Annotated in this window: 26 protein-coding genes; 17 read left to right on the forward strand and 9 right to left on the reverse strand. The window is 67.7% G+C overall.

All coding sequences use genetic code 11. The features are described from left to right. Nucleotides 1–80 precede the first annotated feature (80 nt). Together AC56K1_RS13190 and AC56K1_RS13195 are read left to right on the forward strand one after the other, a co-directional pair. A complete protein-coding gene (locus AC56K1_RS13190; protein WP_497158293.1) occupies nt 81–692 on the forward strand; it encodes a ProQ/FINO family protein in 612 nt (203 codons plus the stop codon). Nucleotides 693–702: 10 nt separating this feature from the next. Further along, complete coding sequence (locus AC56K1_RS13195; RefSeq protein ID WP_497158294.1) at nt 703–1,296, forward strand: 3'-5' exonuclease; 594 nt, start codon at nt 703–705, stop codon at nt 1,294–1,296. Nucleotides 1,297–1,482: 186 nt separating this feature from the next. Here AC56K1_RS13195 and AC56K1_RS13200 read toward each other — a convergent pair whose 3' ends face one another. Continuing rightward, nucleotides 1,483–2,217, reverse strand: coding sequence for a class I SAM-dependent methyltransferase (locus tag AC56K1_RS13200; protein WP_497158295.1), 735 nt, complete (start codon nt 2,215–2,217; stop codon nt 1,483–1,485). A 99-nt stretch (nt 2,218–2,316) separates the two neighbouring features. Here AC56K1_RS13200 and AC56K1_RS13205 point away from each other — a divergent pair, with 99 nt between their 5' ends. The 6 genes from AC56K1_RS13205 to AC56K1_RS13230 all read left to right on the forward strand — a co-directional run bounded on the left by AC56K1_RS13205 (nt 2,317) and on the right by AC56K1_RS13230 (nt 9,170). Next, nucleotides 2,317–3,024 (forward strand): c-type cytochrome, encoded by a 708-nt coding sequence (locus AC56K1_RS13205; protein WP_497158296.1) that lies wholly within the window; start codon nt 2,317–2,319, stop codon nt 3,022–3,024. Next, complete coding sequence (locus tag AC56K1_RS13210; protein WP_497158297.1) at nt 3,021–4,286, forward strand: c-type cytochrome; 1,266 nt, start codon at nt 3,021–3,023, stop codon at nt 4,284–4,286. Before AC56K1_RS13205 ends, AC56K1_RS13210 begins: the two co-directional genes overlap by 4 nt. A 125-nt stretch (nt 4,287–4,411) precedes the next feature. Next, a complete protein-coding gene (locus AC56K1_RS13215; protein WP_497158298.1) occupies nt 4,412–4,792 on the forward strand; it encodes a BlaI/MecI/CopY family transcriptional regulator in 381 nt (126 codons plus the stop codon). Continuing rightward, nucleotides 4,789–6,306 carry a peptidoglycan DD-metalloendopeptidase family protein gene (locus AC56K1_RS13220; protein ID WP_497158299.1) on the forward strand — a complete coding sequence of 506 codons (1,518 nt, stop codon included), beginning with the start codon at nt 4,789–4,791 and terminating at the stop codon, nt 6,304–6,306. The genes AC56K1_RS13215 and AC56K1_RS13220 overlap by 4 nt, the downstream gene beginning before the upstream one ends. Nucleotides 6,307–6,308: 2 nt before the next feature. Then, complete coding sequence (locus AC56K1_RS13225) at nt 6,309–7,028, forward strand: transglycosylase domain-containing protein (protein WP_497158300.1); 720 nt, start codon at nt 6,309–6,311, stop codon at nt 7,026–7,028. A gap of 6 nt (nt 7,029–7,034) precedes the next feature. Then, complete coding sequence (locus tag AC56K1_RS13230) at nt 7,035–9,170, forward strand: TonB-dependent receptor plug domain-containing protein (protein ID WP_497158301.1); 2,136 nt, start codon at nt 7,035–7,037, stop codon at nt 9,168–9,170. 14 nt (nt 9,171–9,184) lie between these two features. Here the strand turns inward: AC56K1_RS13230 and AC56K1_RS13235 are convergent, their stop codons facing one another. Both AC56K1_RS13235 and AC56K1_RS13240 read right to left on the reverse strand, forming a co-directional pair. Next, entirely contained in the window at nt 9,185–10,306 is a 1,122-nt protein-coding gene (locus AC56K1_RS13235) for a type IV pilus twitching motility protein PilT (protein WP_489875073.1), read from the reverse strand. Between the two features lie 99 nt (nt 10,307–10,405). Next, the gene (locus tag AC56K1_RS13240; RefSeq protein WP_497158302.1) at nt 10,406–10,879 is read right to left on the reverse strand and encodes a DMT family transporter; all 474 of its coding nucleotides are present in this window, start codon (nt 10,877–10,879) and stop codon (nt 10,406–10,408) included. 219 nt (nt 10,880–11,098) lie between these two features. Here AC56K1_RS13240 and AC56K1_RS13245 point away from each other — a divergent pair, with 219 nt between their 5' ends. Next, on the forward strand, nt 11,099–11,884 hold the full coding sequence (locus AC56K1_RS13245) for a head GIN domain-containing protein (protein WP_497158303.1): 786 nt from the start codon (nt 11,099–11,101) through the stop codon (nt 11,882–11,884). A gap of 49 nt (nt 11,885–11,933) precedes the next feature. On the opposite strand, the gene AC56K1_RS13250 is transcribed toward AC56K1_RS13245, so the two are convergent. Both AC56K1_RS13250 and AC56K1_RS13255 read right to left on the reverse strand, forming a co-directional pair. Next, a complete protein-coding gene (locus tag AC56K1_RS13250) occupies nt 11,934–12,383 on the reverse strand; it encodes a copper chaperone PCu(A)C (RefSeq protein WP_497158304.1) in 450 nt (149 codons plus the stop codon). A gap of 53 nt (nt 12,384–12,436) precedes the next feature. Beyond that, nucleotides 12,437–12,979 (reverse strand): YaeQ family protein, encoded by a 543-nt coding sequence (locus AC56K1_RS13255; RefSeq protein ID WP_497158305.1) that lies wholly within the window; start codon nt 12,977–12,979, stop codon nt 12,437–12,439. A gap of 105 nt (nt 12,980–13,084) precedes the next feature. On the opposite strand from AC56K1_RS13255, the gene AC56K1_RS13260 reads away from it, so the two are divergent. The 8 genes from AC56K1_RS13260 to AC56K1_RS13295 all read left to right on the forward strand — a co-directional run bounded on the left by AC56K1_RS13260 (nt 13,085) and on the right by AC56K1_RS13295 (nt 21,673). Beyond that, the gene (locus AC56K1_RS13260) at nt 13,085–14,116 is read left to right on the forward strand and encodes an NADP-dependent oxidoreductase (protein WP_497158306.1); all 1,032 of its coding nucleotides are present in this window, start codon (nt 13,085–13,087) and stop codon (nt 14,114–14,116) included. 200 nt (nt 14,117–14,316) lie between these two features. After that, nucleotides 14,317–14,877: a hemerythrin domain-containing protein gene (locus tag AC56K1_RS13265; RefSeq protein WP_497158307.1), complete on the forward strand. Its 561-nt coding sequence runs from the start codon at nt 14,317–14,319 to the stop codon at nt 14,875–14,877. Between the two features lie 128 nt (nt 14,878–15,005). Further along, nucleotides 15,006–15,359 (forward strand): KGG domain-containing protein, encoded by a 354-nt coding sequence (locus tag AC56K1_RS13270; protein ID WP_497158308.1) that lies wholly within the window; start codon nt 15,006–15,008, stop codon nt 15,357–15,359. A gap of 124 nt (nt 15,360–15,483) precedes the next feature. Beyond that, nucleotides 15,484–16,038: a YgjP-like metallopeptidase domain-containing protein gene (locus AC56K1_RS13275; RefSeq protein WP_497158309.1), complete on the forward strand. Its 555-nt coding sequence runs from the start codon at nt 15,484–15,486 to the stop codon at nt 16,036–16,038. Between the two features lie 122 nt (nt 16,039–16,160). Then, nucleotides 16,161–17,417, forward strand: a complete 1,257-nt coding sequence (locus tag AC56K1_RS13280; protein ID WP_497158310.1) for a hypothetical protein — start codon at nt 16,161–16,163, stop codon at nt 17,415–17,417. Nucleotides 17,418–17,425: 8 nt separating this feature from the next. Next, nucleotides 17,426–17,857 carry a phosphate ABC transporter substrate-binding protein gene (locus AC56K1_RS13285; protein WP_497158311.1) on the forward strand — a complete coding sequence of 144 codons (432 nt, stop codon included), beginning with the start codon at nt 17,426–17,428 and terminating at the stop codon, nt 17,855–17,857. A gap of 4 nt (nt 17,858–17,861) precedes the next feature. Then, the gene (locus tag AC56K1_RS13290) at nt 17,862–20,573 is read left to right on the forward strand and encodes a bifunctional diguanylate cyclase/phosphodiesterase (protein WP_497158312.1); all 2,712 of its coding nucleotides are present in this window, start codon (nt 17,862–17,864) and stop codon (nt 20,571–20,573) included. A 5-nt stretch (nt 20,574–20,578) separates the two neighbouring features. Beyond that, the gene (locus tag AC56K1_RS13295) at nt 20,579–21,673 is read left to right on the forward strand and encodes a GGDEF domain-containing protein (protein ID WP_497158429.1); all 1,095 of its coding nucleotides are present in this window, start codon (nt 20,579–20,581) and stop codon (nt 21,671–21,673) included. Between the two features lie 8 nt (nt 21,674–21,681). Here the strand turns inward: AC56K1_RS13295 and AC56K1_RS13300 are convergent, their stop codons facing one another. The 4 genes from AC56K1_RS13300 to AC56K1_RS13315 all read right to left on the reverse strand — a co-directional run bounded on the left by AC56K1_RS13300 (nt 21,682) and on the right by AC56K1_RS13315 (nt 24,396). Continuing rightward, complete coding sequence (locus tag AC56K1_RS13300) at nt 21,682–22,242, reverse strand: LOG family protein (RefSeq protein WP_497158313.1); 561 nt, start codon at nt 22,240–22,242, stop codon at nt 21,682–21,684. 16 nt (nt 22,243–22,258) lie between these two features. Next, entirely contained in the window at nt 22,259–22,954 is a 696-nt protein-coding gene (locus AC56K1_RS13305) for a TetR/AcrR family transcriptional regulator (protein ID WP_497158314.1), read from the reverse strand. Nucleotides 22,955–23,030: 76 nt separating this feature from the next. Beyond that, a complete protein-coding gene (locus AC56K1_RS13310) occupies nt 23,031–23,498 on the reverse strand; it encodes a phasin family protein (RefSeq protein WP_497158315.1) in 468 nt (155 codons plus the stop codon). Nucleotides 23,499–23,580: 82 nt separating this feature from the next. Beyond that, nucleotides 23,581–24,396: a response regulator gene (locus AC56K1_RS13315; RefSeq protein ID WP_497158316.1), complete on the reverse strand. Its 816-nt coding sequence runs from the start codon at nt 24,394–24,396 to the stop codon at nt 23,581–23,583. Nucleotides 24,397–24,450: the final 54 nt, after the last annotated feature.

Below are 24,450 nucleotides of genomic sequence, written 5' to 3' on the forward strand. Positions count from 1 at the left end.
AATAGAAGAAGTACAATACGGCCGCGCTGGCGCACGGGCGCCGTGCTATCCTTCGCATTCCCGTTCTTACCATGAAGTCAATGAATACCATTACCGCTGCAGAGTCCGTCGATACCACCGCTCCCGCCACCCCTGACCTGCCTGCCGAGGCCAGTTCGCCATCCGCCGCTCCGGCAGCGGATGCTGCGGACCAAGCTGGTTCGGCCGACGCAGGGGCCGGCGCCGCACCGGTGGCCGAGGCCGTTTCCACCGACGCCGCAGCCGCAGCCGCTGCCGCTGCTCCCGCCACCGGCCAGCCGGGCTCGGCCCGCGCCCTGCTCAAGCAGCTCCAGCAAGCGTTCCCGGCCTTCCGCGACTGCCTGCCGCTGGCGATCGGCATCGACAAGCAACTGCTGACGCGCATGCCCGGCCTGGACCGCAAGATCATGCGTGCCGCGCTCGGCATCCATACCGGCTCGATGCGCTACCTGCGCGCGATGGAAAAAGCCAAGGTGCGCTTCGACCTCGACGGCGCCGCCGGCGCCGAAGTGACCGACACCCACCGCCTGCACGCGAAAGAGCTGCTGCAGCAGCGCTTCAAGAAGGAAGCCGACCGCAAGAAGGCCGAACGCGAAGCGGCTGCCGAAGAAGAAGCGAACCGCCAACGCCAGGAAAAGCTCAAAGCCCTTGCTTCCAAGTTTTCCAAGAACTGAGCCGGCGTCGATGAACGTCGACCCGGAGCTGCTGCCGCCCTATGACGGCATCCGGCTGGCGGACGTGCGCCTGGTGCGCACGCCGCTGGACGCCGCCGCCGCACTGGCGGCGCTGTCACAGGCCGACGCGATCGGCTTCGACACCGAATCCAAGCCCACCTTCGCCAAGGGCGAAGTCTCGACCGGACCGCACCTGGTGCAGCTCGCGACCGGCGAACTGGCCTACTTGTTCCAGATCGGCAGCGCGGCCAGCGCGCAGACCGCACTGACGGTGCTGAAACCGGTGCTGGAATCGGAGACCATCCTGAAAGTGGGTTTCGGCCTGGGCGACGACCTCAAGCGCCTGCGCGCCAAGCTCGGCGTCGAGACGCACAACGTGCTCGACCTGTCGACCGCCCTGCGCCGCCGCGGCGAACGCAATACCCTGGGCGCCAAGACCGCCGTGGCGCGCTTCTTCGGCCAGAAGCTGCAAAAATCGCGCCGCATCACCACCACCAACTGGGCCCTGCCCCAGCTGAGCGACAAGCAGGTGCTGTACGCGGCCGACGATGCGCACGTGGCGCTGCGGGTATACCGCTTGTGGAAGGCGGGGCCGGTGGAGTAAGGCAGTGCTGTTGATCGGAGGGCGCTGCGTTCTCCGCACCTGTATTTCCTGCCACTAGCTTCAAGACCGTCGCCCCGGCGAAAGCCGGGCCCCATTTCGTCGAACACCCACTATCTCATGCTTGCGCGCGCTGACAGCTGCGCGCAAGAATCAGGCACCGGCCTGCGGCGGTCTTCAGGTTAACGGTTACGAAACCGCCCGTTTTCTCACCACGAAATACGCCTCCGGATTCACCGCCGTCCCCAGCAGCGGGAACGGGCTGGCGCTCGCCTTTACCAGCGAAAACGTCTCCGCGATCGCCTTGCGAAACACCCGGTGATCGAACCCCATGTGCTCGTTGTGCACCTCGACGTCGGGCGGCAGGATCCCGACCGGGCGCTCTTTCGGCGGCATGCCGAGCGCCGCCAGCAAGACGTTTTTTGGACGCGCGTCGAAGGCGCCATAGCGCCGGCTCATGCGGAACATGCCCTTGTACAGGGCCGGCAGACCCACTTCGACCGGCACCCCGAACACCACTTCCGCATCCTGCGTCAGGAGCGAGTCGACCTCGCCCAGCGATCTGGCGCGCATCGACAGCGGGATGTGTTCGAAGACCTCGAGGCAGAACAGCACATCGGCCTGCCCTTTCGGCAGCGCGTCGAAAGAGGCGAAAAACTCGATCCGCGGCAGGCCCGCCAGTTCGCGCCTGGCCTCTTCCAGCAGGTCCGAGCAGGGCTCGTAGCAGATGATCGTGGCGTTCGGGTAGGCGTGGACCAGGTGCTTGCACAGCTCCCCGCTGCCGGCGCCGAAATCGAGCACGCAGCTGACGGCTTCGCGCGCCTTCTGCGTGAAGCCCAGGGCGCTGACCAGCCGCTGGCGCTGGAGCCAGCGCTTGATGGGATTCTTGTCCCTGAATACGCCTTCCGTATAGCTCACACCCATGCTGCACCCCATTGGCCAAAGGGCTGCGATTATAGCAAGGGCGGGCCCCTGGGCCTTGATCCGCGTTATCATCCCGGCATCTCCACAATCGGTGAACCCATGAGTGCTTCCCGCATGTTCGCAGCACTGTCGCTGGTCGCCTGCGCCGCCCAGGCCGCGCCCCAGGCAGTGCCCGACACCCTGGCCCAGCGCCTGGTCGCCTGCACCGCTTGCCATGCGCGCCTCGACGCCAGAGGCAATCCGGTCAATGACATGTATTTCCCGCGCATAGGCGGCAAGCCGGCCGGCTACCTGTACAACCAGCTGCTGAACTTCCGCGAAGGCCGGCGCCAGTACCCGCTCATGACCTACCTGGTCGACCACCTGCCCGACGCCTACCTGCGCGAGATCGCCGGCTTCTACGCGGCCCAGCCCCCGAGCGCGCACGCCGCGGCGGCATCAAGCGCGACGCCGCAAGCGCTCGAACGCGGCCGCCAGCTTGTCTTCGACGGCGACGCGGCGCGCAAGCTGCCGGCCTGCGTGGCCTGCCACGGCCAGCGCCTGACCGGCGTCGAACCGGCCATCCCCGGCCTGCTTGGCCTGCCGCGCGACTACGTCAACGCGCAGTTCGGCGCCTGGCGCAACAAGGCGCGCCGCGCTCATACGCCCGACTGCATGGCGACCATCACTGCCCGCCTCTCGTTCGAGGACGTCGCCGCGGTATCCAGCTGGCTCGCCGCCCAGCCGGTGCCGAGCGACCCGCGCCCGGTCGCCTCGGTCGCGCGCCCCTTGCCGATTGCCTGCGGCAGCGCCCCGGAGGCGCCATGAAGAAGCGCATCGCCTTTTTCGTGCTTGCCGCCGCTGCCGCGGTGGCGGTCGCCATCGCCTGGCCGCGCGACGAATTCATTGCCTCCACCTCGCCCGCCGCATGGGCCGCGACGCCCGGCAACATCGCCAGGGGCGCCTACCTTGCGCGGGCCGGCGACTGCGTGGCCTGCCACACCGTGCGCGGCGGCGTGGAATACGCGGGTGGCCGCGCACTGGACACGCCTTTTGGACGCCTGTACGGACCCAACCTGACACCGGACCGCGAGACCGGCATCGGCAACTGGAGCGCCGACGAGTTCTGGAGCGCCCTGCACAATGGCAGGGCGCGCGACGGCCGCCTGCTCTATCCGGCCTTCCCCTACACGAACTACACCAAGGTGTCGCGTCCCGATTCCGATGCGCTGTTTGCCTACCTGCGCAGCCTGCCGCCCACGCGCCGGCCGAACACGCCGCACGAACTCGGGTTCCCCTACAACCAGCAAGCCATGCTCGCCGGCTGGCGCCTGCTTTACTTCAAGCCGGCGGCCTTCACGCCTGCGCCTGCGCGCAGCGCCGAATGGAACCGCGGCGCCTATCTGGTCGAGGGCCTCGGCCATTGCAGCGCATGCCACAGCACCCGCAACCGCCTGGGCGCGGCCGGCGACACGCTGTCGGGCGGCTTGATCCCGACCATCGGCTGGTATGCGCCTTCCCTCACCTCGGGCGCGGAAGCGGGACTGGGAGACTGGGACCGGGAGCACATCGTCGCGCTGCTGCAGACCGGTGTCTCGCCGCGCGGCACGGCCACCGGCCCGATGGCCGAAGTGGTGGCGCGCAGCCTGCAGCACCTGTCGGCGCAGGACGTGGGCGCGATGGCCACCTACCTGAAATCGCTGCCCTCGAAGGACGTGCCCGCACAGCTCGAGGTGGAGCGGCCGAATGAGCCGCTGCTGGCTGAAGGCAAGCGACTGTACGGCAGCTATTGCGTGGACTGCCACGGCGCGGACGGCAAGGGCAAGGCGCCGGGCTACCCGCCGCTGGCCGGCAACCGCGCGGTGACGCTGACGCCGGCCGTGAACGCGATCCGGATCGTGCTCAATGGGGGCTTCCCGCCGGGGACCAAGGGCAATCCGCGGCCGTACGGGATGCCGCCCTACAGCCACGAGTTGAACGATGCGCAGGTGGCGGCCGTCTTGAGCTATGTGCGCGCCAGCTGGGGCAACGCCGCTCCGCCGGTGGCCACCCCCGACGTGAATCGTTACCGCAGCGTGCCGCTGGACTGAGATCATGGTCGCTGGCGTGGAGTGAATTGCGCAACGATAGCCTATTCTCCCTTCGTTCACTACGGGTCTTGCCGGCGTGTGACACTTGTCGTATGATTGCGTCACCAGTCACAAAGGAGGCCATCGTGTCCATTCCTTCCGTTACCGAACTGACGCTGCTGAAATGCCTCTGGCGGCAACAGCCCCTGTCCGCCCGCGAACTCCACGACCAGGCCGCGCCCGAGCTGCAGTGGTCGTACTCATCCACCCGCAAGACGCTCGAGCGGATGGTGGAAAAACAGATGGTCACCCTGGCGCCGGTCCACGGGGTGAATGTCTACACCGCGGCGCTGGACAAGATCGAGACCCTGGCCGCCTTCACCCGCGATTTCGGGCGCCGCGTCATGGAGATGGACGCGCCGCTGCCGGTCAATATGTTCACCGGCTCGAAGCTGGTCAATCACGCCGAGCTGGCCGAGCTGGAACAGCTGCTGCATGACTGGCCCGACGCCAAGGAGCGAGCATGACCCTCTCGCATTTTCCCTTGCTCTTCCTGCAGGCAAGCATCACCACCCTGGCCGCGTCCAGCCTGGCCTGGGCGCTGCTGCACCTGGCGCGCCGGCGCTGGCCGGGCCTCGAATCACGGCGCAGCCCCTGGCTGATCGCACTGCTGGCCGGCGCCGTCACGCTGGTGCTGGTACTGCTTCCCGGCGCCTCGCAACTGAGCCTGTTCGCGGCCGCGCCGCAGCCTGCCGGCGCGGGCCTCGCGTCTTACATGCCCGTATCCGCGGTCATGGATCTGCTGCCGGGCGGCGTCGACGATCTGTCTGCAGACGAGACGCTGCCGACACTCGCCTGGCTCTGGCTGGCCACCTATCTCGCCGGCGGCGCCTGGCATGCATGGCGCTGGCAGCGCATCCGGCGCGAACTACGTGCGCTGGCAGGCCTCGCCGACCGCCTGGACGGCCCTGCCCTGCGCTCCCATCCCGCTTTCGCACGGCATCAAGGCCCCGTGCCGGCGGTGCTGGAAATCGATGCGCCGGTGTCGCCGATGCTGGCGGGCCTGTTCGACCCCGTCCTGCTGCTGCCGCGCCACATGCGCGCCTTGCCGCCGGCGCAGCAGGAACTGATCGTCGCGCATGAACTGGCGCACCTGCGCCGCCTTGACCATCTTTGGCAGCACGCAGCTAGCGGGCTGCAAGCGATCCTGTGGTTCGTTCCTGCCGCGCACGGCTTCCGGCAGCGCCTGCAGTGGGCGCTGGAACTCGGCTGCGACCGCGCCGTGCTGGCAGGCCGCCCGAGCAGCGAGCGCCGCAGCTATGCCGCCGCCCTGCTGGCGCAGCTGGCGGTCCAGCTGCGCTCCAGCACTGGGCTGCCGCAGGCATTGGGGCCGGCCTCGCTGGCCTTCGGCCTCCACGGTGGCCAGGCCGTGGCCCAGCGAATCCGCCTGATCCGCGATGCCCACCCGGCAGCGCAGGCGCCGTGGGCCGGCATGGCCGCCTTGCTGCTGTTACCGGGCCTGTGCGGCGCCAGCGTGCTGCTGCAGCCCCGGTTCGCGTGGAACCAGGCCGCGCCAGCCACGCTGCCGGTTCCGCCTCTCGGTGCGCAAGCCGCAGGAGCCGCAACGACATGGCGGGCGCCCCTGGCAAACCTGCGCGTGACCAGCGCCTTCGGTTCCGTCAACCGTCCGGGCGGCAAACCGCATGGCGGCATCGACCTGGGCGCTGCCCGCGGCACGGCCGTGATGGCGCCGGCCGGCGGCAGGGTCGCCGTCTCGACCGACCGCTACGAGGGTGGCGCGCGCTACGGCAAGGTCGTCGTCATCGACCACGCGGACGGCACCCGCAGCCTGTATGCCCACCTGGATGGGCGGCTCGTGCGCACCGGCGACGTGGTGCATGCCGGCCAGCCGATCGCGCTGACAGGTGCGACCGGCAAGGTGACCGGGCCCCATCTCCATTTCGAGGTCTCGCGCCACGGCGCCAGCATCGATCCGCAAGCCCTGCTTGGAAGCGCCGCCGACGGATCCCAAAAGAGATAACGATGCCTGCCCTGACAAAGAAAAAACTGCTGCTGGCGCTACCGGCCTTCATGCTGGCCTACCTCGCCATCGCCGCCGGCTGGGCCTGGGCGAGCTTCGACGAAGCCATGGCAGGCGCGGGGGCCCCTCCTGTTGCGCAGCTCTCGCCAAGGCAAACAGCGATCCTGACGCAGGTGGAAGACCCCAGCTTCCTCACCCATCGCGGCGTCAGCCTGGCGCCGGGCCAGGGCCTGGCGACCATCTCCTCGGCCGTCGCACGCGACGTCTACCTGGTTGGCGCGCAGTTCACCGGAATCGCCGGCGCACTGCAAACGCTCTACCGCAACGTGTTCGATTGCTGCAAGAAGATCGATTTCGGGCGCGACGTGATGGCCGTGGTGCTCAATGCCCGGCTGCCGAAGGAGCAGCAACTGGCGCTCTACGTGTCCCAGGTCTACATGGGCACCCACGAAGGCCGGCAGATCAGGGGCCTGCCCCAGGCCGCCGAAAGCTACCTGGGCAAGCCGCTGGACGCCACGACGCTAGACGAATTCATCGGCCTGGTCGCCATGATCAAGGCGCCCAACGGCTTCCATCCGCTCAAGCAGCGCGCGGCCTACGACACCCGCGTGGCACGCGTGCGCGCCCTGGTTTCCGGCGCCTGCCGGCCTGGCGGATGGTTCGACACGAAGCTCGAGCACTGCAGCCCAGGTGCGCCAAGTCCCGCCTCACCCACTCCTTAAATCACCATGCGAACCTTCCGAACCGGCAGCGCCTGCGCGCTGCTGCTGGCGGCGCACGCCAGTGCGTCCGCCCAATCCACTCCCATGCAGCAGGTCGTTGTCACGGCCGACGCCGGCAACCAGCGCGCACTGTCGACCACCACCAGCATCGTGGTGGGCCGCGACGAGCTGCTGCGCCAGGGCGACGCCAGCCTGGCCGAGGTCCTGAAGCGCCAGCCCGGCATTACCGTCGACGCCACCGCCGGCAAGGCGCCTGAGGTGCGCATGCGCGGCATGGGCGCAGGCTATGTGGCCATCCTGCTCAACGGCCTGCCCGCGCCCGGCGGCTTTTCACTCGAGTCGATCAGCCCCGACCTGGTCGACCGCATCGAGATCAAGCGCGCCGCCACCGCCGAGACCAGCGGCCAGGCGATGGCTGGCACCATCAACGTGATCCTGCGGCGCGCCGGCACGCCCACGGGCGGCAGTGGCAACGAGATCAAGGCAGGCAGCGCCATCACCGCAGGTCATGCGGCGCCCCAGCTGGTGGCCCAGCACAGCGGCCGCACCAAGACCCTCGCGTATTCGGTCAGCGCCACCTTCAAGCGCCAGGTGAACCCGATCGCCGCCCTCACCCTGGAGGAAGGCGCCAATCCCGCGCTGCTGCGCCGCACGGCATGGACCGACCACCAGGTGGAAGACCTGCTGGAACTGGCGCCGCGCCTCTCCTGGCAGCCAACGGCGGCGGACACCCTCACCTCGCACGGCTACCTGCGCACACGCCATATCGACAATGCCAAGCGCGAGGATGAAACCACCGAAACCGGCACTCCGACCGCGTTTCCGCACGCCGACCAGCGCTACGAAACCCGTCCGCTGAACGCGTATGCCGACCTGGCCTGGACGCGCAAGTTTGAAACCGGCGCCCGGCTGGCGATGAAACTGTCGGGCTTCTACACAAAGCGCGACGCAGCGTTCGAATACCGCGGCCTGGACCTGCAGGACCGCCTGCTCGAGATTCATGAAGTCGCCTCCGGCCCGATCGAGCGCGAATCGACCTTCAGCGGCAGCTGGCGCCGCCCTCTGTGGGGCAGCCACGCGCTGGCCGCCGGCTGGGAATTCGGCCGCAAGGGGCGCAGCGAATACCGCCGCGAGCGCCATCTCGACGCCCGGGGCGCCGTGCTGCTGCTCAGCGACGAGGCCTATCGCGCCACGGTGGCGCGCAGCGCCTTCTTCATCCAGGACGAATGGGATATCGCCGAGGGCTGGTCCGCCTATGCAGGCCTGCGTCGCGAAGACCTGACTACCCGTGGCGAAGGCAATGCCGATGCACCGGTCGACGTCGATGCCGGCGCCTGGAGCCCGGTGTTCCAGGCGCTGTTCAAGCCCCAGCGGGCAGACAATGATGCCGGGCCGCACGACCAGTTCCGTTTCGCCGTGAGCCGTACCTACAAGGCGCCGAACATCATCCAGCTGATGCCGCGCCGCTATACGGTCGACAACAACAACAGCGCCACCAACCCCGACCAGCAAGGCAATCCGGGCTTGCGCCCCGAACTCGCGCTGGGGATCGACCTGGCCTGGGAGCGTTATCTGGGGAAAAGCGACATGGTCGGCATCAGCGCCTTCCACAAGCGCATCCGCGACACCACGCTCACGCGGGTCGAGCAGCGGGATGGCGTCTGGACCGCCATGCCGGTCAACGCGGGCGACGCGACCGTGAGCGGTATCGAGTTCGAAGGACGCGCCACGCGCGGAGCACTGACGGCCCGCGTCAACCTGGCGCGCAACTGGTCGCGTGTCGACAGCGTGCCGGCCCCTGGCAACCGCATCGAAGGCCAGGCCGCGCATAGCGGCAATCTCGGGATGGACTACGCCGCGACAACCAGCGGCGTCGATCTCGGCGGCAGTTATTCGTACCGCGGCCGGGTTGCCTACCGCTCGAGCGCCCTGCTCTTCAGTGACAATGGCGTCCGGCGCCAGCTCGACCTGTACGGATTATGGAAGCGCGGCAGCGGCTCGCGGCTGCGGCTGTCGGTGTCTGGCCTGCTGCAGCGGAACTACAGCGAACGGCTGGTGTACGAAGGCGAGCGCGCGCTGACGCGCACGACGCTCTACCGCGTGCGCCCGGTATGGCGCCTGGTGTGGGAACAGGCCTTGTGATCCTGCCGGTTTAGCTAGACCATGTCCGCGAACGACACCCGGTCGGTCGTGGCATTGCGCGCATCCTCGACCCGCACCTTGTGCGAAGCCAGCAGCTGCTCGAGCGAGGCATTCATCGTGTGGCAGCCGGCATCGCGCCCCGCATTCATGTGGGCGCGAATCCCGCCCACGTCGCCCGATTCCAGCATGCGCATGATCGCCGGGCTTGGCGTCAGGCATTCGGTGGCGAGGTGGTAGCGGTTGCCTTCGACCGATGGCAGCAGCGCCTGGCACAGCACGCCGCGCAGCGCGTGCGCCAGTGCCTGGGCCTGGGCTTCGGAGTTGCCGAGCAGGCGCAGCATCTTCTGCAGGCCCAGTTCCGTGGAACGCGCGTGCAGCGTGGCCAGCACCAGCGGGCCGGATTCGGCCAGCGCCAGCGCTTCCTGGGCGGTTTCGGCATCGCGGATCTCGCCGATCACGATCACGTCCGGACGCTCGCGCAGCGCGTCGAGCGCGCCGAGGTAATAGCTTTCGACGTCGCCGTCCACGCCCACTTCGCGCTGGGTGATGATGCATTTGCGCTGGGGGATCAGGGTCTCGACCGGGTCTTCGATGGTGATGATGTGGCCCGAGCGGTGCTTGTTGATCTCGTCGATCATCGAAGCGATGGTGGTCGACTTGCCCTGGCAGGTGTCGCCGATGATGAGCACCAGGCCGCTGTTCAGGCGCGCGAATTCCTGCTCGTCCTTCCACAGGCCCAGCTCGGACAGCGCCACCGGCTCCTTCGGGAAGCGGCGGATCACGCAGCCCAGGCGCTTCTTGCCCTGGAAGGAGAAGCAGTTGGCGCGGATGCGCGCGGTGTGCAGGTCGATCGAGCGGTCGAAGGCCCGCACCTGGATGCGCTCGTTCCAGTTCGGCTCGATTACGTCGAAGAACTCTTCCAGCTCTTCCTTCGTGATCGGCGAATCCGTCACCGCCACCAGCCCCTTGGGCTGGCGCAGCATCAGCGGGCTGTTCTGGTGAATGATGATGTCCGAGAACACCAGGCGCGAATTGAGCAGGTGGAGGATCTGCTCGACCAGGGTGCCGAATACCGGATGGTCTTCGTTCTCGATATACGAGAGGGTGGGGATCTGCGAGGACTGGTGATGTTCCATCTGGCCGGCACTTAGGAAAAGGTTAACTAGTGTCGGATATTATAGAACCATGCCTCGTCGAAAGATTGCAAAAGTGAAAGAATAATTTCAGCGAGGGGCTTAGCGTCCAAAACTCGCAACGATGCGCTCGCCGAACAGGGTCACCGCCACGCCCAGCGCCACTATACCGGCGCCCAGCATCTTGACGCTCGATACTTTCCTCGCCGCCATCTGGATCAGCCCGAAATGGTCGATCGCCATCGAGGTGATCAGCTGGCCGGCGATCACCAGCACGATCAGGCTGAGCAGGCCGATGCGCGGCGCCAAAAACACCGTCCCGAAGACGAAGGCGGCGCCCAGGAAGCCGCCTGCGAACTTCCATGGCGGCTGGACGGCCAGGGCAGCAAAAGTGGTGCCGAGGCCGCCGCGCGACAGCGCCATGCCGCCCAGCACGATGGTGCCGCAGGCAAAGGATACGAAGGCGGCGACCACGGAATTGGCGCCGATCGACGAGGCCAACTGGGTATTGACGGCAGCCTGGATCGACATCGCGACGCCGACGCAGAAGGCCATTACCAGGAGAATCAGGTTCATGCTTGCTTCCTCCGGCACGGAACCGGGGCAAAAAGCGCACGATTCTAGTGCAAACCGGCCGTTCAGGATAGGCATGCAGTGCGCGTGACCGGTCAGCAGCCTGTCCCGCCACCTTGCATTCTGGGCCGTAAGCTGTGCAATTCGTCGCATGGGGCATGCGCCAGGCCCGGCGTTTGCCTAGGATGGCCACATCGACAAACGCTTCCCGAGGAGACTACCATGAACAAGACCACCCTTTCCGCGACCGGCCTGCGCGCCGTCGCCCTGGCCAGCGCCCTCGTGGCCTTTCTAGCCTGCGCCACCGCCCCTGCTTATGCCGCCGAATGGCCCTGGAGCGGCGAGCAAGTGCAAGGCAGCGGCAGCATCAAGCGCCAGCAGCGCCAGGTCTCGCATTTCACCGGCCTGGCCTTCGAAGTGCCGGGCAAGCTGGAACTTCGCCTGGGCGACACGGAGTCGGTCACCATCGAAACCGACGACAACCTGCTGCCGCTGGTGGAAACCGTGGTCGAGAACGGCACCCTGAAGATCCGCCCGTCCAAGCGCAACCTGAACCTGAAGACCCGCAACCTCAAGATCGTGGTGCATGCGCGCCAGATCGAGCGCCTTGCGCTGGGCGGCTCCGGTTCGGTGGATGCCGACGTGCTGCGCGCGCCGCGCCTGGACATCGACCTGGGCGGCTCGGGCGAGATCAACGTGCGCAGCCTGGAGAGCGAATCGGTAGCGGTGAGCCTGGGCGGCAGCGGCGACTTCAAGGCGGCGGGCGGCAATGCGCGCAAGCTGTCGGTTTCGATCGGCGGCTCGGGCACGGTGGACATGGGGCGGGTGCAGTCGGACAGCGCCAGCATCAGCGTGGCCGGTTCGGGTGAAGCGACCGTGTGGGTACGGCATGAACTGAGCATGACCATCGCCGGCTCGGGCGACGTCAATTATTACGGCGATCCGCGCATCAGCAAGTCGGTGGTGGGGTCGGGCGATGCGCGCCGGATCGCGGCGGCGCCGCGGTAAGCGGGCGCGAAAACAACATGGCCGGCATATGCCGGCCATGTTGTCTGGATTAATGCCCCGCGTGCGCGCTATGCGTCAGCGGCTTCACCGGCACGTTCACCTTCACGTCCTGGCGCTTGCCCGCCGCATCCTGCACTGTCAAGGTGACGGCGATGGTCTCGCCCTCTTTCACCTGGCGCTTCAGGTCCATCAGCATGACGTGGTAGCCGCCGCTGGCAAGGTTCACCTGCTTGCCGGCCGGCAGCTCGATCGACTCCACGCGGCGCATGCGCATGGTCTGGCCGTCCATCGCCATCTCGTGCAGCTCGGCGCGGCCGGCCACCTCGGTCTGGACGCCGACCAGGCGCGACGGCGCGGCCGACTGTACCCGCATGAAGGCGCCGGTGACCTTCTGCTGCGGCACGGTAGCGCGGATCCAGGGGTCGAGCACGCTCACCTGGGCAAAGGCGGAAGCGGAAATCAGGCTGCTCGCAAGCAGGGCAAGAAGCTGTCGGGTCATATGCGGCACCGATGAGTAAATGGAAGAGGAAATGATAGCAGTACTGCGATCGCCTACAACGAGCCGCGCAGGTATTCGCGCTCGACCAGCACCGTGTCGACGCCGTCGGTCAGCCAGATCTGGCTGTCCTGGATCGTGCACTGCAGCTGCATGTTGCGCTTCGCCATTTTTTCGAGCTGGCTGCTGGTCTCGCTCGGGATGTTGATCACCGAGACGTTGCGGGCACGGTCGATCTTGTTGGCGATGCCCTTGAACCAGATGTCGCTGGTGGCGCTGTAGCTGTACACCACGACCTTGCTTGATCGTCCTGCCGCCTTCAGGATGCGCTTCTCGTCCGGCTGGCCGACTTCGATCCACAGGTCGATGGCGCCGGTCAGGTCCTTCAGCCACAGGGCCGGTTCCTCGACGTCGAACAGGTCCTTGGTAAAGGCCAGGGCCGGGTCGGCATGCAGCGCAAACGCCAGCACGCGGATCATCACGCGTTCGTCGGTCTCGGACGGGTGGCGCGCGATGGTCAGGGTGTGGTCGCCGTAGTAGTTGCGGTCCATGTCGGCAATCGACAGGTCGGCCTTGTAGATGGTTGCTTTGATAGCCATGGTGCGTGGATGCGGGTTGGGGTAAGCCTGCTATTGTCGCACGCGCCGCACGCGGGCGCGATCTTGAAGGTATAGTCACGTTGCCAACACCATCAGGAGACCAGCATGACCAACGCATTCCCGCCGAACCAGCAGTTTCGCCTGGCCGCCCGCCCGCTCGGCATGCCGCGTAACGAAGACTGGCTGTTCCACGAAGAAGCGGTGGCCGAGCCGCTCGATGGCGGGATCGTCGTCAAGGTGCTGTACCTGTCCCTCGACCCGGCCATGCGCGGCTGGATGAACGAAGGTAAATCGTATATCCGGCCGGTGGCGATCGGCGAAGTCATGCGCGCCGGCGGCCTCGGGATCGTGGTCGCCTCGAAGTCGCCGCGCTTTGCCGTGGGCGACTACGTGGTCGGCGGCACCGGCGTGCAGCGCTACTGGTCCGGCGCGGCCGACGACAAGACCGCCGCGTTCACGAAAATCGATCCAGGCCTGGCCCCACTCACGGCCTGGCTCAACACGCTGGGCATGCCGGGCATGACGGCCTTCTTCGGTTTGCGCGAAGTCGGCCAGCCGAAAGCCGGCGACACCGTCGTGGTCTCGGGCGCGGCCGGCGCGGTCGGCATGACGGTCGGCCAGGTGGCGAAGAAGATGGGCTGCCGCGTGGTCGGCATCGCCGGCGGCGAAGACAAATGCCGCTACGTGGTCGAGCAGCTGGGCTTCGATGCCTGCATCGACTACAAGGCCGGCCCGGTCCACGCCGGGCTGAAGGAACACTGCCCGCAGGGCGTGGACGTCTATTTCGACAACGTCGGCGGCGACATCCTGGACGCGGTGCTCACCCGGATCAACATGAAGGCGCGCATCGTCATCTGCGGCGCGATCTCGCAGTACAACGCCACCGGGCAGGTGAAGGGGCCGGCCAACTACCTGTCGCTGCTGGTGAACCGGGCGCGCATGGAAGGCATGGTGGTGTTCGACTACGCGCCGCGCTATGCCGAAGGCGTGGCTCTGCTTTCCGGCTGGATGCGGGAAGGCAGCGTCAAGAGCCATGAACATGTCACGGAAGGCTTCGAGCGCTTCCCGGAAGCGCTCTTGATGCTCTTCGAAGGCAAGAACCTGGGCAAGCTGGTGCTGAAGGTCGCCGACGCCTGAGCAGGCCGAGGCCGGGCCGGGATGGCAAGTCCACCTGGCCTTCCTTTGATCTATCGCATATTCAGGGTTGATGGTCTAAACTTGTTCTCGTGGGGCGCGTCTATATCGCTTTCGCGCGGCGCGTCAAATTCCTTATGCGAGGAGACCATGATTCCATTCCCCGAACCCGTCCGCGGGCCAGGCGCCGGCCGGGAGGCGCCATGCATCCGCTAGGCGCGCCCGAGCCGCCCGACGGCATCCTGGCCCAGCTGCGCGCCGACCATGCGCGCGTGCGCGCCATGTTCCACGCATTCGCCATGCTCGATGGCGAGGAAGAAGAGCGGCGCGAGCGCCTGGTCGACGACCTGTGCGACGAACTCTCGCTGCATGCCACGCTCGAGGAAGAACTGTTCTACCCGGCGCTGCGCGGGATCGTCGACGACAACCTGCTCGACAACGCGGAGCTCGAGCACGACAGCGCGCGCGAACTCATCCTCCAGTTGGAGACCCTGTTCCCCGAAGACGATTTTTTCGATGCCACCGTCGCCGTTCTGGCCGAAGAAGTGGCGCACCACGTCGCGCAGGAGGAAACCCTGTTGTTCCCTGCCCTGGCGCGCGCCGGCGTCGACCAGGTCACGCTCGGCCAGCGCCTGCGCGCGCGCCGCCTCCAGCTGCAGATGAACATGGCCTCGCCCCCGCCCGCCATCGACGGCACCGAACCGCGCGGGCTGCTGCGCGGCGCCCTCGGCGAGCTGCGCGAACGGCGCGCACGGCCGCGCTAGCAGGACGGTCGCGGGTCGAGGCCGACGGAACTAAGGCGTCACCCGTGCCTCTAAACGGCACGAGCGCATCCATACACGCGCTCGCGGGTTCCCACTTCGACAGCACACAGGCAGACAAGGAGAGCGACATGGCGACGAGTAAAGAGAACGCAAAGGGCGCGGGCAATCAGTCCGGCAGCGTCCAGAAGGCCGGTGCCGGCAGCGGCACGCCGGCCAAGCGCGGTTTCGCGGCGATGGACCAGAACCAGCAGCGTGAAATCGCCAGCAAGGGCGGCCAGGCAGCGCACCAGAAAGGCACCGCCCACGAGTTCGATTCCGAAGAAGCGCGCCGCGCCGGCCAGAAAGGCGGCGAGGCCGTGAGCCGCAACCGCGCCCACATGGCCGACATCGGCCGCAAGGGCGGCGAAAGCCGGCAGTCGGCCCAGCGCGCGGCGGCCGCGGCGAAAAATGCCGGCAACCGCCAGGGTGGCAAGGACGGCTAGGCTGCCCGCTCCATCCCTCCTCCAGCGGTCATTCCACCTGACCGATGTTTCCATACCACGGCGCGCAGCCCGGCGCCGTGGCTCCGGACCGCAGCGGCACACGCCGTGTTACATTGCGGCCCCTATGCACAAGCTTCCCTATCTCACGGCCTATCCCGACACGCTGCGCACCCAGGTCGCGGCGCTGGTCGACGCCGGGCAGCTCGGCGAGACCCTCCTGCAGCGCTATCCGGACGCCCACGGCATCCGTACCGACAAGGCGCTCTATGCCTACGTGCAAGAGCTGAAGGACGACTACCTGCGCCAGGCCGACCCGGTCGCCAAGGTCGCCTACGACAGCAAGATCCACGTGGTGCAGCATGCGCTCGGGCTGCACACGGCCATCTCGCGGGTCCAGGGCAGCCGGCTCAAGGCCAAGCACGAGATCCGGGTGGCCAGCGTGTTCCGCGATGCCCCGCTGCCCTTCCTGCGCATGATCGCGGTACACGAACTGGCGCACCTGAAGGAAAAAGACCACGACAAGGCCTTCTATAAACTGTGCTGCTGGATGGAGCCGGCATACCATCAGCTCGAATTCGACTTGCGGCTCTACCTCACCTGGCTCGACCTGGGGGGAAACCGCCTGTGGATGGCGGGCGAAGACCGCGTTGCCATCTCACAACAAACCTTGTCAGTTTGATTTATTGCAGTATGTAAAGATCTCGACTTTACCCAGTCCCTTGGGTAAAGTCGGATGCGTCGCGTTCTTCCGCTCGCGCATTTTCACAGCTCTCTGCGTCGCCCGGCCGCTATTTGAACACGATGACGAACCAGATCCTCCATGACGGCACCTTCCTGCCGGCCGTGCTACGCGGCGGCATTCTCGCCTGCAGCCTGCTCGGCGCCGGCGCCCATGCGGCCGACGGCCCGGGCTGGAAGTTTTCCGGCTTCGGCACCTTGGGCGCGGTGCACGCCAGCACCCGCACCGCCGACTACACCTCGACCATTCTGCGCGCGACCGGCGCCGGCGCCAGCGAGCGCTGGAGCCCGGACGTGGACAGCCGCCTCGGCGCCCAGCTCGACGTCTCCCAGGGCAGCTGGTCGGGCGTGGTGCAGCTCGTGAGCGAGCAAAGCATGACCGGCAGCTACCGTCCGCGCGTCGAATGGGCCAACGTGAAATACCAGCTGACCCCGGACCTCGCCGTGCGCGTGGGCCGCATTGCGCTGCCGGTATTCCTGGCCGCCGACTACCGCAAGGTCGGCTACACCCTGCCCTGGGTCCGCACCCCGGTCGAGGTCTATGGCGCCCTGCCGCTGTCGAGCAGCGACGGCGTCGACGCCACCTGGCGCTGGAGCGCAGGCGAGATGCGCCATGCCACCCAGGTGTTCTACGGCCGCACCGACACCGAATTGTCCGATAATAAGCGCCTGCGCGCGCGCGGCGTCGCCGGGCTCTCGCACAGCATCGAACGCGGGGCCCTGAGCGGGCGCGCCTCGATCCTGAGCGGCAAGCTGAGCACCGGCGTCGGCACCGAAGTGTTCACGGCGCTGCGCGCTTTCGGCCCGCAGGGCGCGGCCATCGCCGAGCGCTATGCGATCGAGGACAAGCGCGTGGCCGTGGTCAGCGCCGGCCTGAATTACGACCCGGGCCAGTGGTTCATCAGCGCAGAGATCGGCCGCACCCATACCCACACCCTGCTGGGCCAGACCACCTCGCTCTACCTGGGAGGCGGCGTGCGCCTGAAGGACCTGACCCCTTACCTCGGGTTTGCCAGGGTGCGCGCCAACAGCGCCATCAGCGATCCGGGCCTGCCGCTGGGCAGCCTGCCGCCGCGGCTGCAGCCAACCGCGGCCCTGGTCAATGCCGGCCTGAATTCCTACCTGGCCACCATCCCGGTGCAGAACACCGCCAGCGCCGGGCTGCGCTGGGACGCGATGGACAATGTCGCGCTCAAGGCCCAGTACGACCGGGTACGGCCCACTGGCGGCTCGCGCGGCACCCTGATCAACCGGCAGGCCGATTTCCGCTCGGACCAGACGGTCCATGTGGCCAGCGTCGCGCTGGACTTCGTGTTCTGAGGCCGCGCATGGGCATTCGCATCCACTTCCTGGCCGCCACAGTCGCGCTGCTGCTGGCAGTCTCCGGCAACGCCGCGGCCGAACTGGTGGTCATCGTGTCGGCGCGCAGCCCGGCCCCGGCGCTGTCGGGCGACCAGGTGGCCGCCATCTTCCTCGGCCAGGCCGGACGCTTTCCCGACGGCGCCGAAGTGATGGCGCTCGACCAGCGCATCGGCTCGAACGAACGCAACCAGTTCTACCAGCAGGTTGCCGGCAAGACCCCCGCCCTGCTCAAGGCGCACTGGTCGAAGATGGTCTTCACCGGCCGCGGCCAACCGCCGCGCGAAGCCGCCGACAGCAGCGCGGTGCGGCGCATGGTGGCCGACAACCCGTCCTTGATCGGCTATATCGACCGCTCCGCCCTGGACGCCAGCGTGCGTCCGGTCCTGGTGCTGCGCTGAGGCGATGAAAGCCGCCCTGGCCGAGCACCCGCATCCGCGCCCGGCGCCGCCCGCCGCGCGCCGCACGGCCTTCGTGCGCCTGCTCGGGCGCGGGCTGGAAACCCATATCGCGCTGCCGCTGTTCGCGCTGGTGCTCATCGCGGCCTTGTGGATCGCCACCTTCCACGTGATCCGCGCCGAAGAAGCCGCGGCGCGCGAGGCCGCCCGCAACGCCACCCGCGAGCTGGTCGACACCTATGAGGCGCAGATGGCGCGCAGCCTGAGCAGCATCGACCAGACCCTGCGCGTGATGCAGTACGCCGTCGCCATGAACGGCCCGAACCAGGCCCTGGGCGCGATGAGCGCCAAGGGCCTGCTGCCGCCGGGACTGGTGTTCCATGTGGCGATCACCAACGACGCCGGTCGCGTCCTGGCCAGCAATCCGGGCGCCAGCAGCGGCGGCGACGTCTCGCGTGCCGCCTGGTTCAGCTTCCATCGCGACCGCGACGGCGATACCCCTTTCGTCAGCGAGACCATCGGGCGGGACGAGCCGCATGTGGTCTTCTCGCGCCGCATCGACGACGCCGACGGCCGTTTCGCCGGCGTCGCCACCGTGGCGGTCGACCCGGCTTACTTCACCAGCTCGTACGAGCATTCGCGCCAGGGCCAGCGCGGCCTCCTCGGCGTGGCCGGCCGCGACGGCGTAGTGCGCGCAGTGCGCACCGGCGAGCAGGTCGCCTGGGGGCAGCGCATCGCCATGGGCAAGGCGGACGAAGTGCTGCTCGGCCGGAGCCCGCTCGACGGCGAGTCGCGCTACCGCGGCGTGCGCCCCTTGAATGGCTTCCCGCTGGTGGCCATGGTCGGCCTGTCCGAATCCGAACAAATGGCCGAATTCCACCAGCAGCGCCGCGCCTGGCTGCTGGCCGCCAGCGCCGGCAGCGCCCTGCTGGCGGCGGTGGTCCTGCTGGTCAGCGCCTGGTCGTGGCAGCTGGCCAAGGCGCGCCGGCGCGAGCGGCTGGCGCAGGAAACCTATGCCGCCGCCTCCGAGGCCAGCCTGGATGCCTTCTTCGTGTTGCGCACGCTGCCCGGCGCCGGCGGCGAGGTGGCCGATTTCATCATCGAGACCACCAATACCCGCGCCGAGCAGCTCACCGCCCTGGCCAAGGCGCGGATGGAAGGCCGGCCGATGTCGGTGATGCTGCCGACCCACATCGGCAGCGGCATCTTCGGCGACCTGGCGGCGGTGGCCACCGACGGCGTGGCGCGCGAAGCCGAATGGCTCGCCGACATGCCGCACAAACCGGACTGCTGGCTGCACCGCCAGGTGGTGCCGGTCGAAGGCGGCGTGGTCGTCATCGTGCGCGACATCACCGAGCGCAAGCTCACCGAGCAGCGTATCCGCCACCTGGCCCACCACGACGAGCTCACCGGACTGCCCAACCGCAGCCTGCTGCGCGACCGCATCGGCCAGGCCATCCGCGACGCCGAGCGCAAGGGCGGCAGCGTGGGCCTGGCCTTCATCGACCTGGACGGCTTCAAGCTGGTCAACGATGGCCTCGGCCACAATGCCGGCGACGAGCTGCTGAAGGTGGTGGGCGAGCGCATGGGGCGCTGCCTGCGCCGCAACGACACGCTGGCGCGCTTCGGCGGCGACGAATTCGTGATCCTGCTGCCCAACCTGTCGGGCGACCCGCTGGCCATCACGCCGCTGCTCGAAAAGGTGCGCCAGGCCGTCACCGAGCCGGTCGAGGTGGAAGGCCAGGAAGTGCAGGTCAGCTGCAGCATGGGCGTGGTGCTCTACCCGCGCGACGGACTCGATGCCAATACCCTGATGATGAATGCTGACGCGGCCATGTACCGCGCCAAGGAAAACAAGAACAGCTTCCAGTTCTATGCCAGCGAAATGAATGCCAGCGTCGAGGAAAAGCTGGTGCTGCTCGAAGGGATGCGCACTGCGCTGGACACCTGCGCGGGCGCGGCTTGCCAGTTCCAGCTGCTGTACCAGCCGAAGGTCGACCTGCGCACCGGACAGGTGTTCGGCGTCGAGGCGCTGATCCGCTGGAACCACCCGGAACACGGCCTGATCTCGCCGCTGCGCTTCATCGGCCTGGCCGAGGAAAGCGGCATGATCGTGGCGCTCGGCGAATGGGTGGTGCGCACCGCCTGCGCCCAGGCCCAGGCCTGGCGCGCCGCCGGCCTGCAGCCGCTCGCGGTCTCGGTCAACGTCTCGGCCCGCCAGTTCGAGGAAAAGCGCCTGGTCGAGCGCATCGCGGGCGCCCTGCGCGACAGCGGCCTGCCGCCGGAGGCGCTCGAAGTCGAAGTCACCGAAAGCTCGATCATGCGCGACCTGGCCCGCTCGGTGGACAAGATGCGCGAGCTCGAGGCGATGGGCGTGTCGCTGTCGATCGACGATTTCGGCACCGGCTATTCAAGCCTGTCGGCGCTGAAATCCTTCCCGATCAGCCGCCTGAAGATCGACAAGAGCTTTGTCAGCGACCTGGCCGACAGCCTGGACGACCAGGCCATCGCGATGGCCGTGATCTCGCTCGGCCACAAACTGAACCTGCGCGTGATCGCCGAAGGCGTCGAAACCGAGCAGCAGCGCGACTTCCTGCGCGCCAACGACTGCGACGAGATGCAAGGCTATCTGTTCAGCCGCCCGGTGCCGGCCGAGCGCATCGCGGAGATGCTGGCCGCCTCGTCAAGCGCCCCGACGAGCTGCGAGGCATTGCCGTGACCCTGATGCGCCGCCTCACCCTCCTGCTGTGCGGTAGCGATCCGGCCCTGCAACGGATGCTCAAGTACTGGGCCGCCACCTGCGTGCTCTACGTCGCCTGCATCGGCATGCTGCTGGTGCAGGTCGAGCTGGGCCTGAGCCACCCGGCCGCCGCCAACAGCCTGATCGCCTTCGGCGGCTGCGGCGCCTTCGGCTTCTACCTCCTGATCCGCGCCAACGCCCGGCTCCAGCTGGCGCCCGACCAGCTGGCCGTCGCCCAGGCCGTGTTCTCGCTGGTGTGCGGCTGCTGGGCCTATGCCATTTCCGGGTCGCTGCGTGCGGCCATGCTGATCATGACCGTGGTCATCATCGTGTTCTGCATGTTCGCCCTGCGCCCGCGCCAGACCCTGATGCTTACCGGCGCCGCCATAGCCGGCATGGGCGCGACCATGTGGTGGCTGCAGGCGCACGACCCGGTGCGCTTCCCGCCGGCCAATGAAGCACTGACTTTCGGCTACCTGGCCGGGGCGCTGCTCTCGACCGCGCTCCTGAGCGGTGAAATGAGCAAGCTGCGCTCGCGCCTGAAGCGCCAGAAGCGCGAGCTGACCGAAGCGCTCGAGACCATCCGCGTGCTGGCCACCGTCGACGAACTGACTTCGCTGGTGAACCGCCGCCACATGAACGAAGTGCTCGATGCCGAGGAACGGCGCCAGGTAGGCGCCGCCGCGGCGGACACCTGCATCGCCCTGCTCGACATCGATTTCTTCAAGCAGGTCAACGACCTGCACGGCCACGCAGTCGGCGACACGGTGCTGCGCTGCTTTTCAAGCGCCGCGCGCGCCTCGCTGCGCGAGGGCGACGTGCTGGCGCGCTGGGGCGGCGAGGAATTCCTGCTGCTGCTGCCGGACGCTGTACCCGGCGACGCGCGCGCCGTGCTGGAACGCATGGCCGAGCGCGTGCACACGATGCTGGTGCCGGGCCTGGACGGGCGCCGCATCAGCTTCTCGGCCGGCCTGGCCACGCGCCGCGCCGGCGAACCCTTCGCCGACGCGATCAGCCGCGCCGACAAGGCGCTCTACCGGGCCAAGGAGGCCGGACGCGACCAGATCGTGCTGGCGTGAAGTGAGCTTTAGTGGGCCTGAATCGGCACTACCGTAGCCCGCAGCCGCCGGATCAAGGCATCCGGATTCGCATCGACCTGCATCAGCGCCAGGTGCTCCGGCCGGACGAAGCCCTCCTCGCACTGGTGGCGCACGAAGCTCACCAGGCCATCCCAGAAGCCGTTAGGGTTGAACAGCCCGATCGGCTTGGCGTGGATGCCGAGCTGGGCCCAGGTCAGCATCTCGAACAATTCTTCCAGCGTGCCCATCCCGCCCGGCATGGCGATGAAGCCTTCCGACAGGTCGGCCATCATGGCTTTGCGCTCGTGCATGTCCTTGACCACGAACAGGCGGGTCAGGCCGGCGTGGCCGACCTCGCGCTCGACCAGCGCCTTGGGGATCACGCCGGTGGCTTCGCCGCCCAGGCGCAGCACTTCGTCGGCGATGGTGCCCATCAGGCCGACCTTGCCGCCGCCGTAGACCAGGCCGATGTTGTGCTCGACCAGCGATGCCGCGAGCAGGCGGGCCGCGTCGGCGTAGAAGGGATTGGCGCCGTGCGCGGCGCCGCAATAGACGGCCAGGGTTTTCATCGTGAGCGAATGAGCGTTACAGGAAATCGGCGCCGGGGCGGGCCTCGGCGGAGAGCTTCTTGAGGTATTCCTCGGACAGCTTCTCGAACAGCAGGCGGGTATCGCCGCGCAGGTAGGGGCCGAGCATCGACAGCACCTGGTAGCAGCCGCGCGCGAGTGCATCGGCGATCGCCTGCTGCTCGCTGTACTTGCGCGGGTTGCGCACGTATTCATAAGACAGCCAATACGTCGCCACCACCACCATGTTGGTGGCCATGGCGCCGATCTGCTGGTCGGATGCGTCGAGCGAGCCTTCGCTGCGCAGGTCTTCGCACAGCTGGCGGGCGACCTTGATCTTGTGGGCGAGGATGGCCTTGAAATGCAGTTCGAGCTTGCGGTTGCGCGACAGCAGGTCGTTCAGGTCGCGATAAAAGAAGCGGTAGCGCCAGATCAGCTCGAACATCAGGTGCAGGTAGAGCCAGACGTCTTCCATGTTCGAGCGGCGCCCCGCCGGCACGGTGAGGATGCGCTCGATCTCCGCCTCGAACTGATTGAAGATCGAGTTGACGATGTCGTCCTTGTTACGGAAGTGATAGTAGAGGTTGCCGGGCGAGATATTCATCTCCTCGGCAATGACCGTCGTCGTGATGTTCGGCTCGCCGAATTCGTTGAACAGCCTGAGCGAGAGCTCGAGGATGCGTTCACGGGTCCGGCGCGGAGCTTTTTGTTGCATGAAGGGCGAAGTTTATGGTGCCAGCCCGGAGAATAACACCAAATGATGCCATTGCGACAGCGCGGCAGGCCCCGTTTCAGGTGCCTTCGCCATCTTCCTGCACGATCGTGCCTTTTTGGGCGCGGCGGGTGCGCGGTTTGGGCGGGGGCAGAGGCAGGCGCGTGGCGAAGTCGGCCAGCATTTTCTCGAGATCGTCGACGCGCCGGCGCAGTGCCTCGACCTCGCCGGCGGCCGGCACGCCGATGGTGGCCAGGGCCCGCGCCACGCGTTCTTCGAACACCTGTTCCAGCTTGCCCCAGGAGCCGCCGCTGCGGCGGCTGGCGCGTTCGGCGGCGCGCGCCACGGTGCCGGTAGCTTCCTCGACTTCGCGCGCGCGCTTTTGCAGGGCGCTGCCGTCGCGCACCAGGCGGGTGAAGGAGCTGCCGCCCTCTTCCTGGGCCTTGGCAAAGGCGCCCAGGCCGGCCTGCCAGATCTGCTGGGCGGAGTCGCGCACGGCGCGCGCGAGCGCCTCGTCGTCGTCGGGTGCGGGAAGTTTCTTGGTCATGGCGGAGGCCTCCTGGAACTGGTGCGGCCATTGTAGGCACGCACAGTAGAAACCGGCTTCTAAACGGGCTTGCGAACGACCTTCAGGTGGAAGCGCGGCGGCGCTGCAGCGCGACGGCGTCGCGGATGCTCAGGCGCAGGCCTGGTGCGGACACCGGCTTGGCGTAGTGTGCATCGGCGATGCCGGCGCGCAGGGCGGCATCGATCTCGGCCAGGTCTTGCTGGCCAGTGAGCATCAGGCGCACCGTGCGCGGATAGCGTTCAGCCACCTGGGCCAGCACTTCGGTGCCGCTCATGGCGGGCATCGACTGGTCGCACAGGATCACCTCGACCGGTTCGCGCGCGAGCAAGGCCAGCGCCTCGGCGCCGGAAGCGGCACTGAGCACGCGCCAGGGTTCGGACTCGAGCATCTCGGCCAGCACGGCCAGCATGAAGGGATCGTCGTCCACCAGCAGGACGGTGGGCCGCCCTGCGGGCGAAGGCGCGGCCGCCACGGGTTGTGCCTGTGGCGCGGGCGCGGGCGCGGGGGCGCTTGCGGGCAGCAGGAAGGCTTCGAGCTCGGCGACGAAGCTTTCGGGTTCGATCGGCTTGCTGATATAGCCGTCGAAGCCGGCCGCCAGCACTTTTTCGCGGTCGCCCGCCATTGCCAGCGCGGTCACGGCCAGCACCGGCACGCCAGCCAGTGCCGGCTCGGCCTTGAGCGCGCCCAGCACCGCGAAGCCGTTCATGCCGGGCAGGTTGACGTCGCAGGCGACCAGGTCTGGCGGCTCGGCGCGCGCCATGGCAATGCCGCGCGCGCCATCGGGTGCGGAGAGCGCGACGTGGCCATAGGCCGTCAGCAGGAACGTCATCAGCTCGACGTTGGCTGGATTGTCTTCAATGATCAGGATGCGGGCCAAGACGGCGCTCCAGGTAGGCGTTGTGGTTAATGTAGCACGGGCCTCGTAAATACA

The sequence above is a fragment of the Telluria sp. ZB4P37 genome (genome assembly GCF_059685855.1).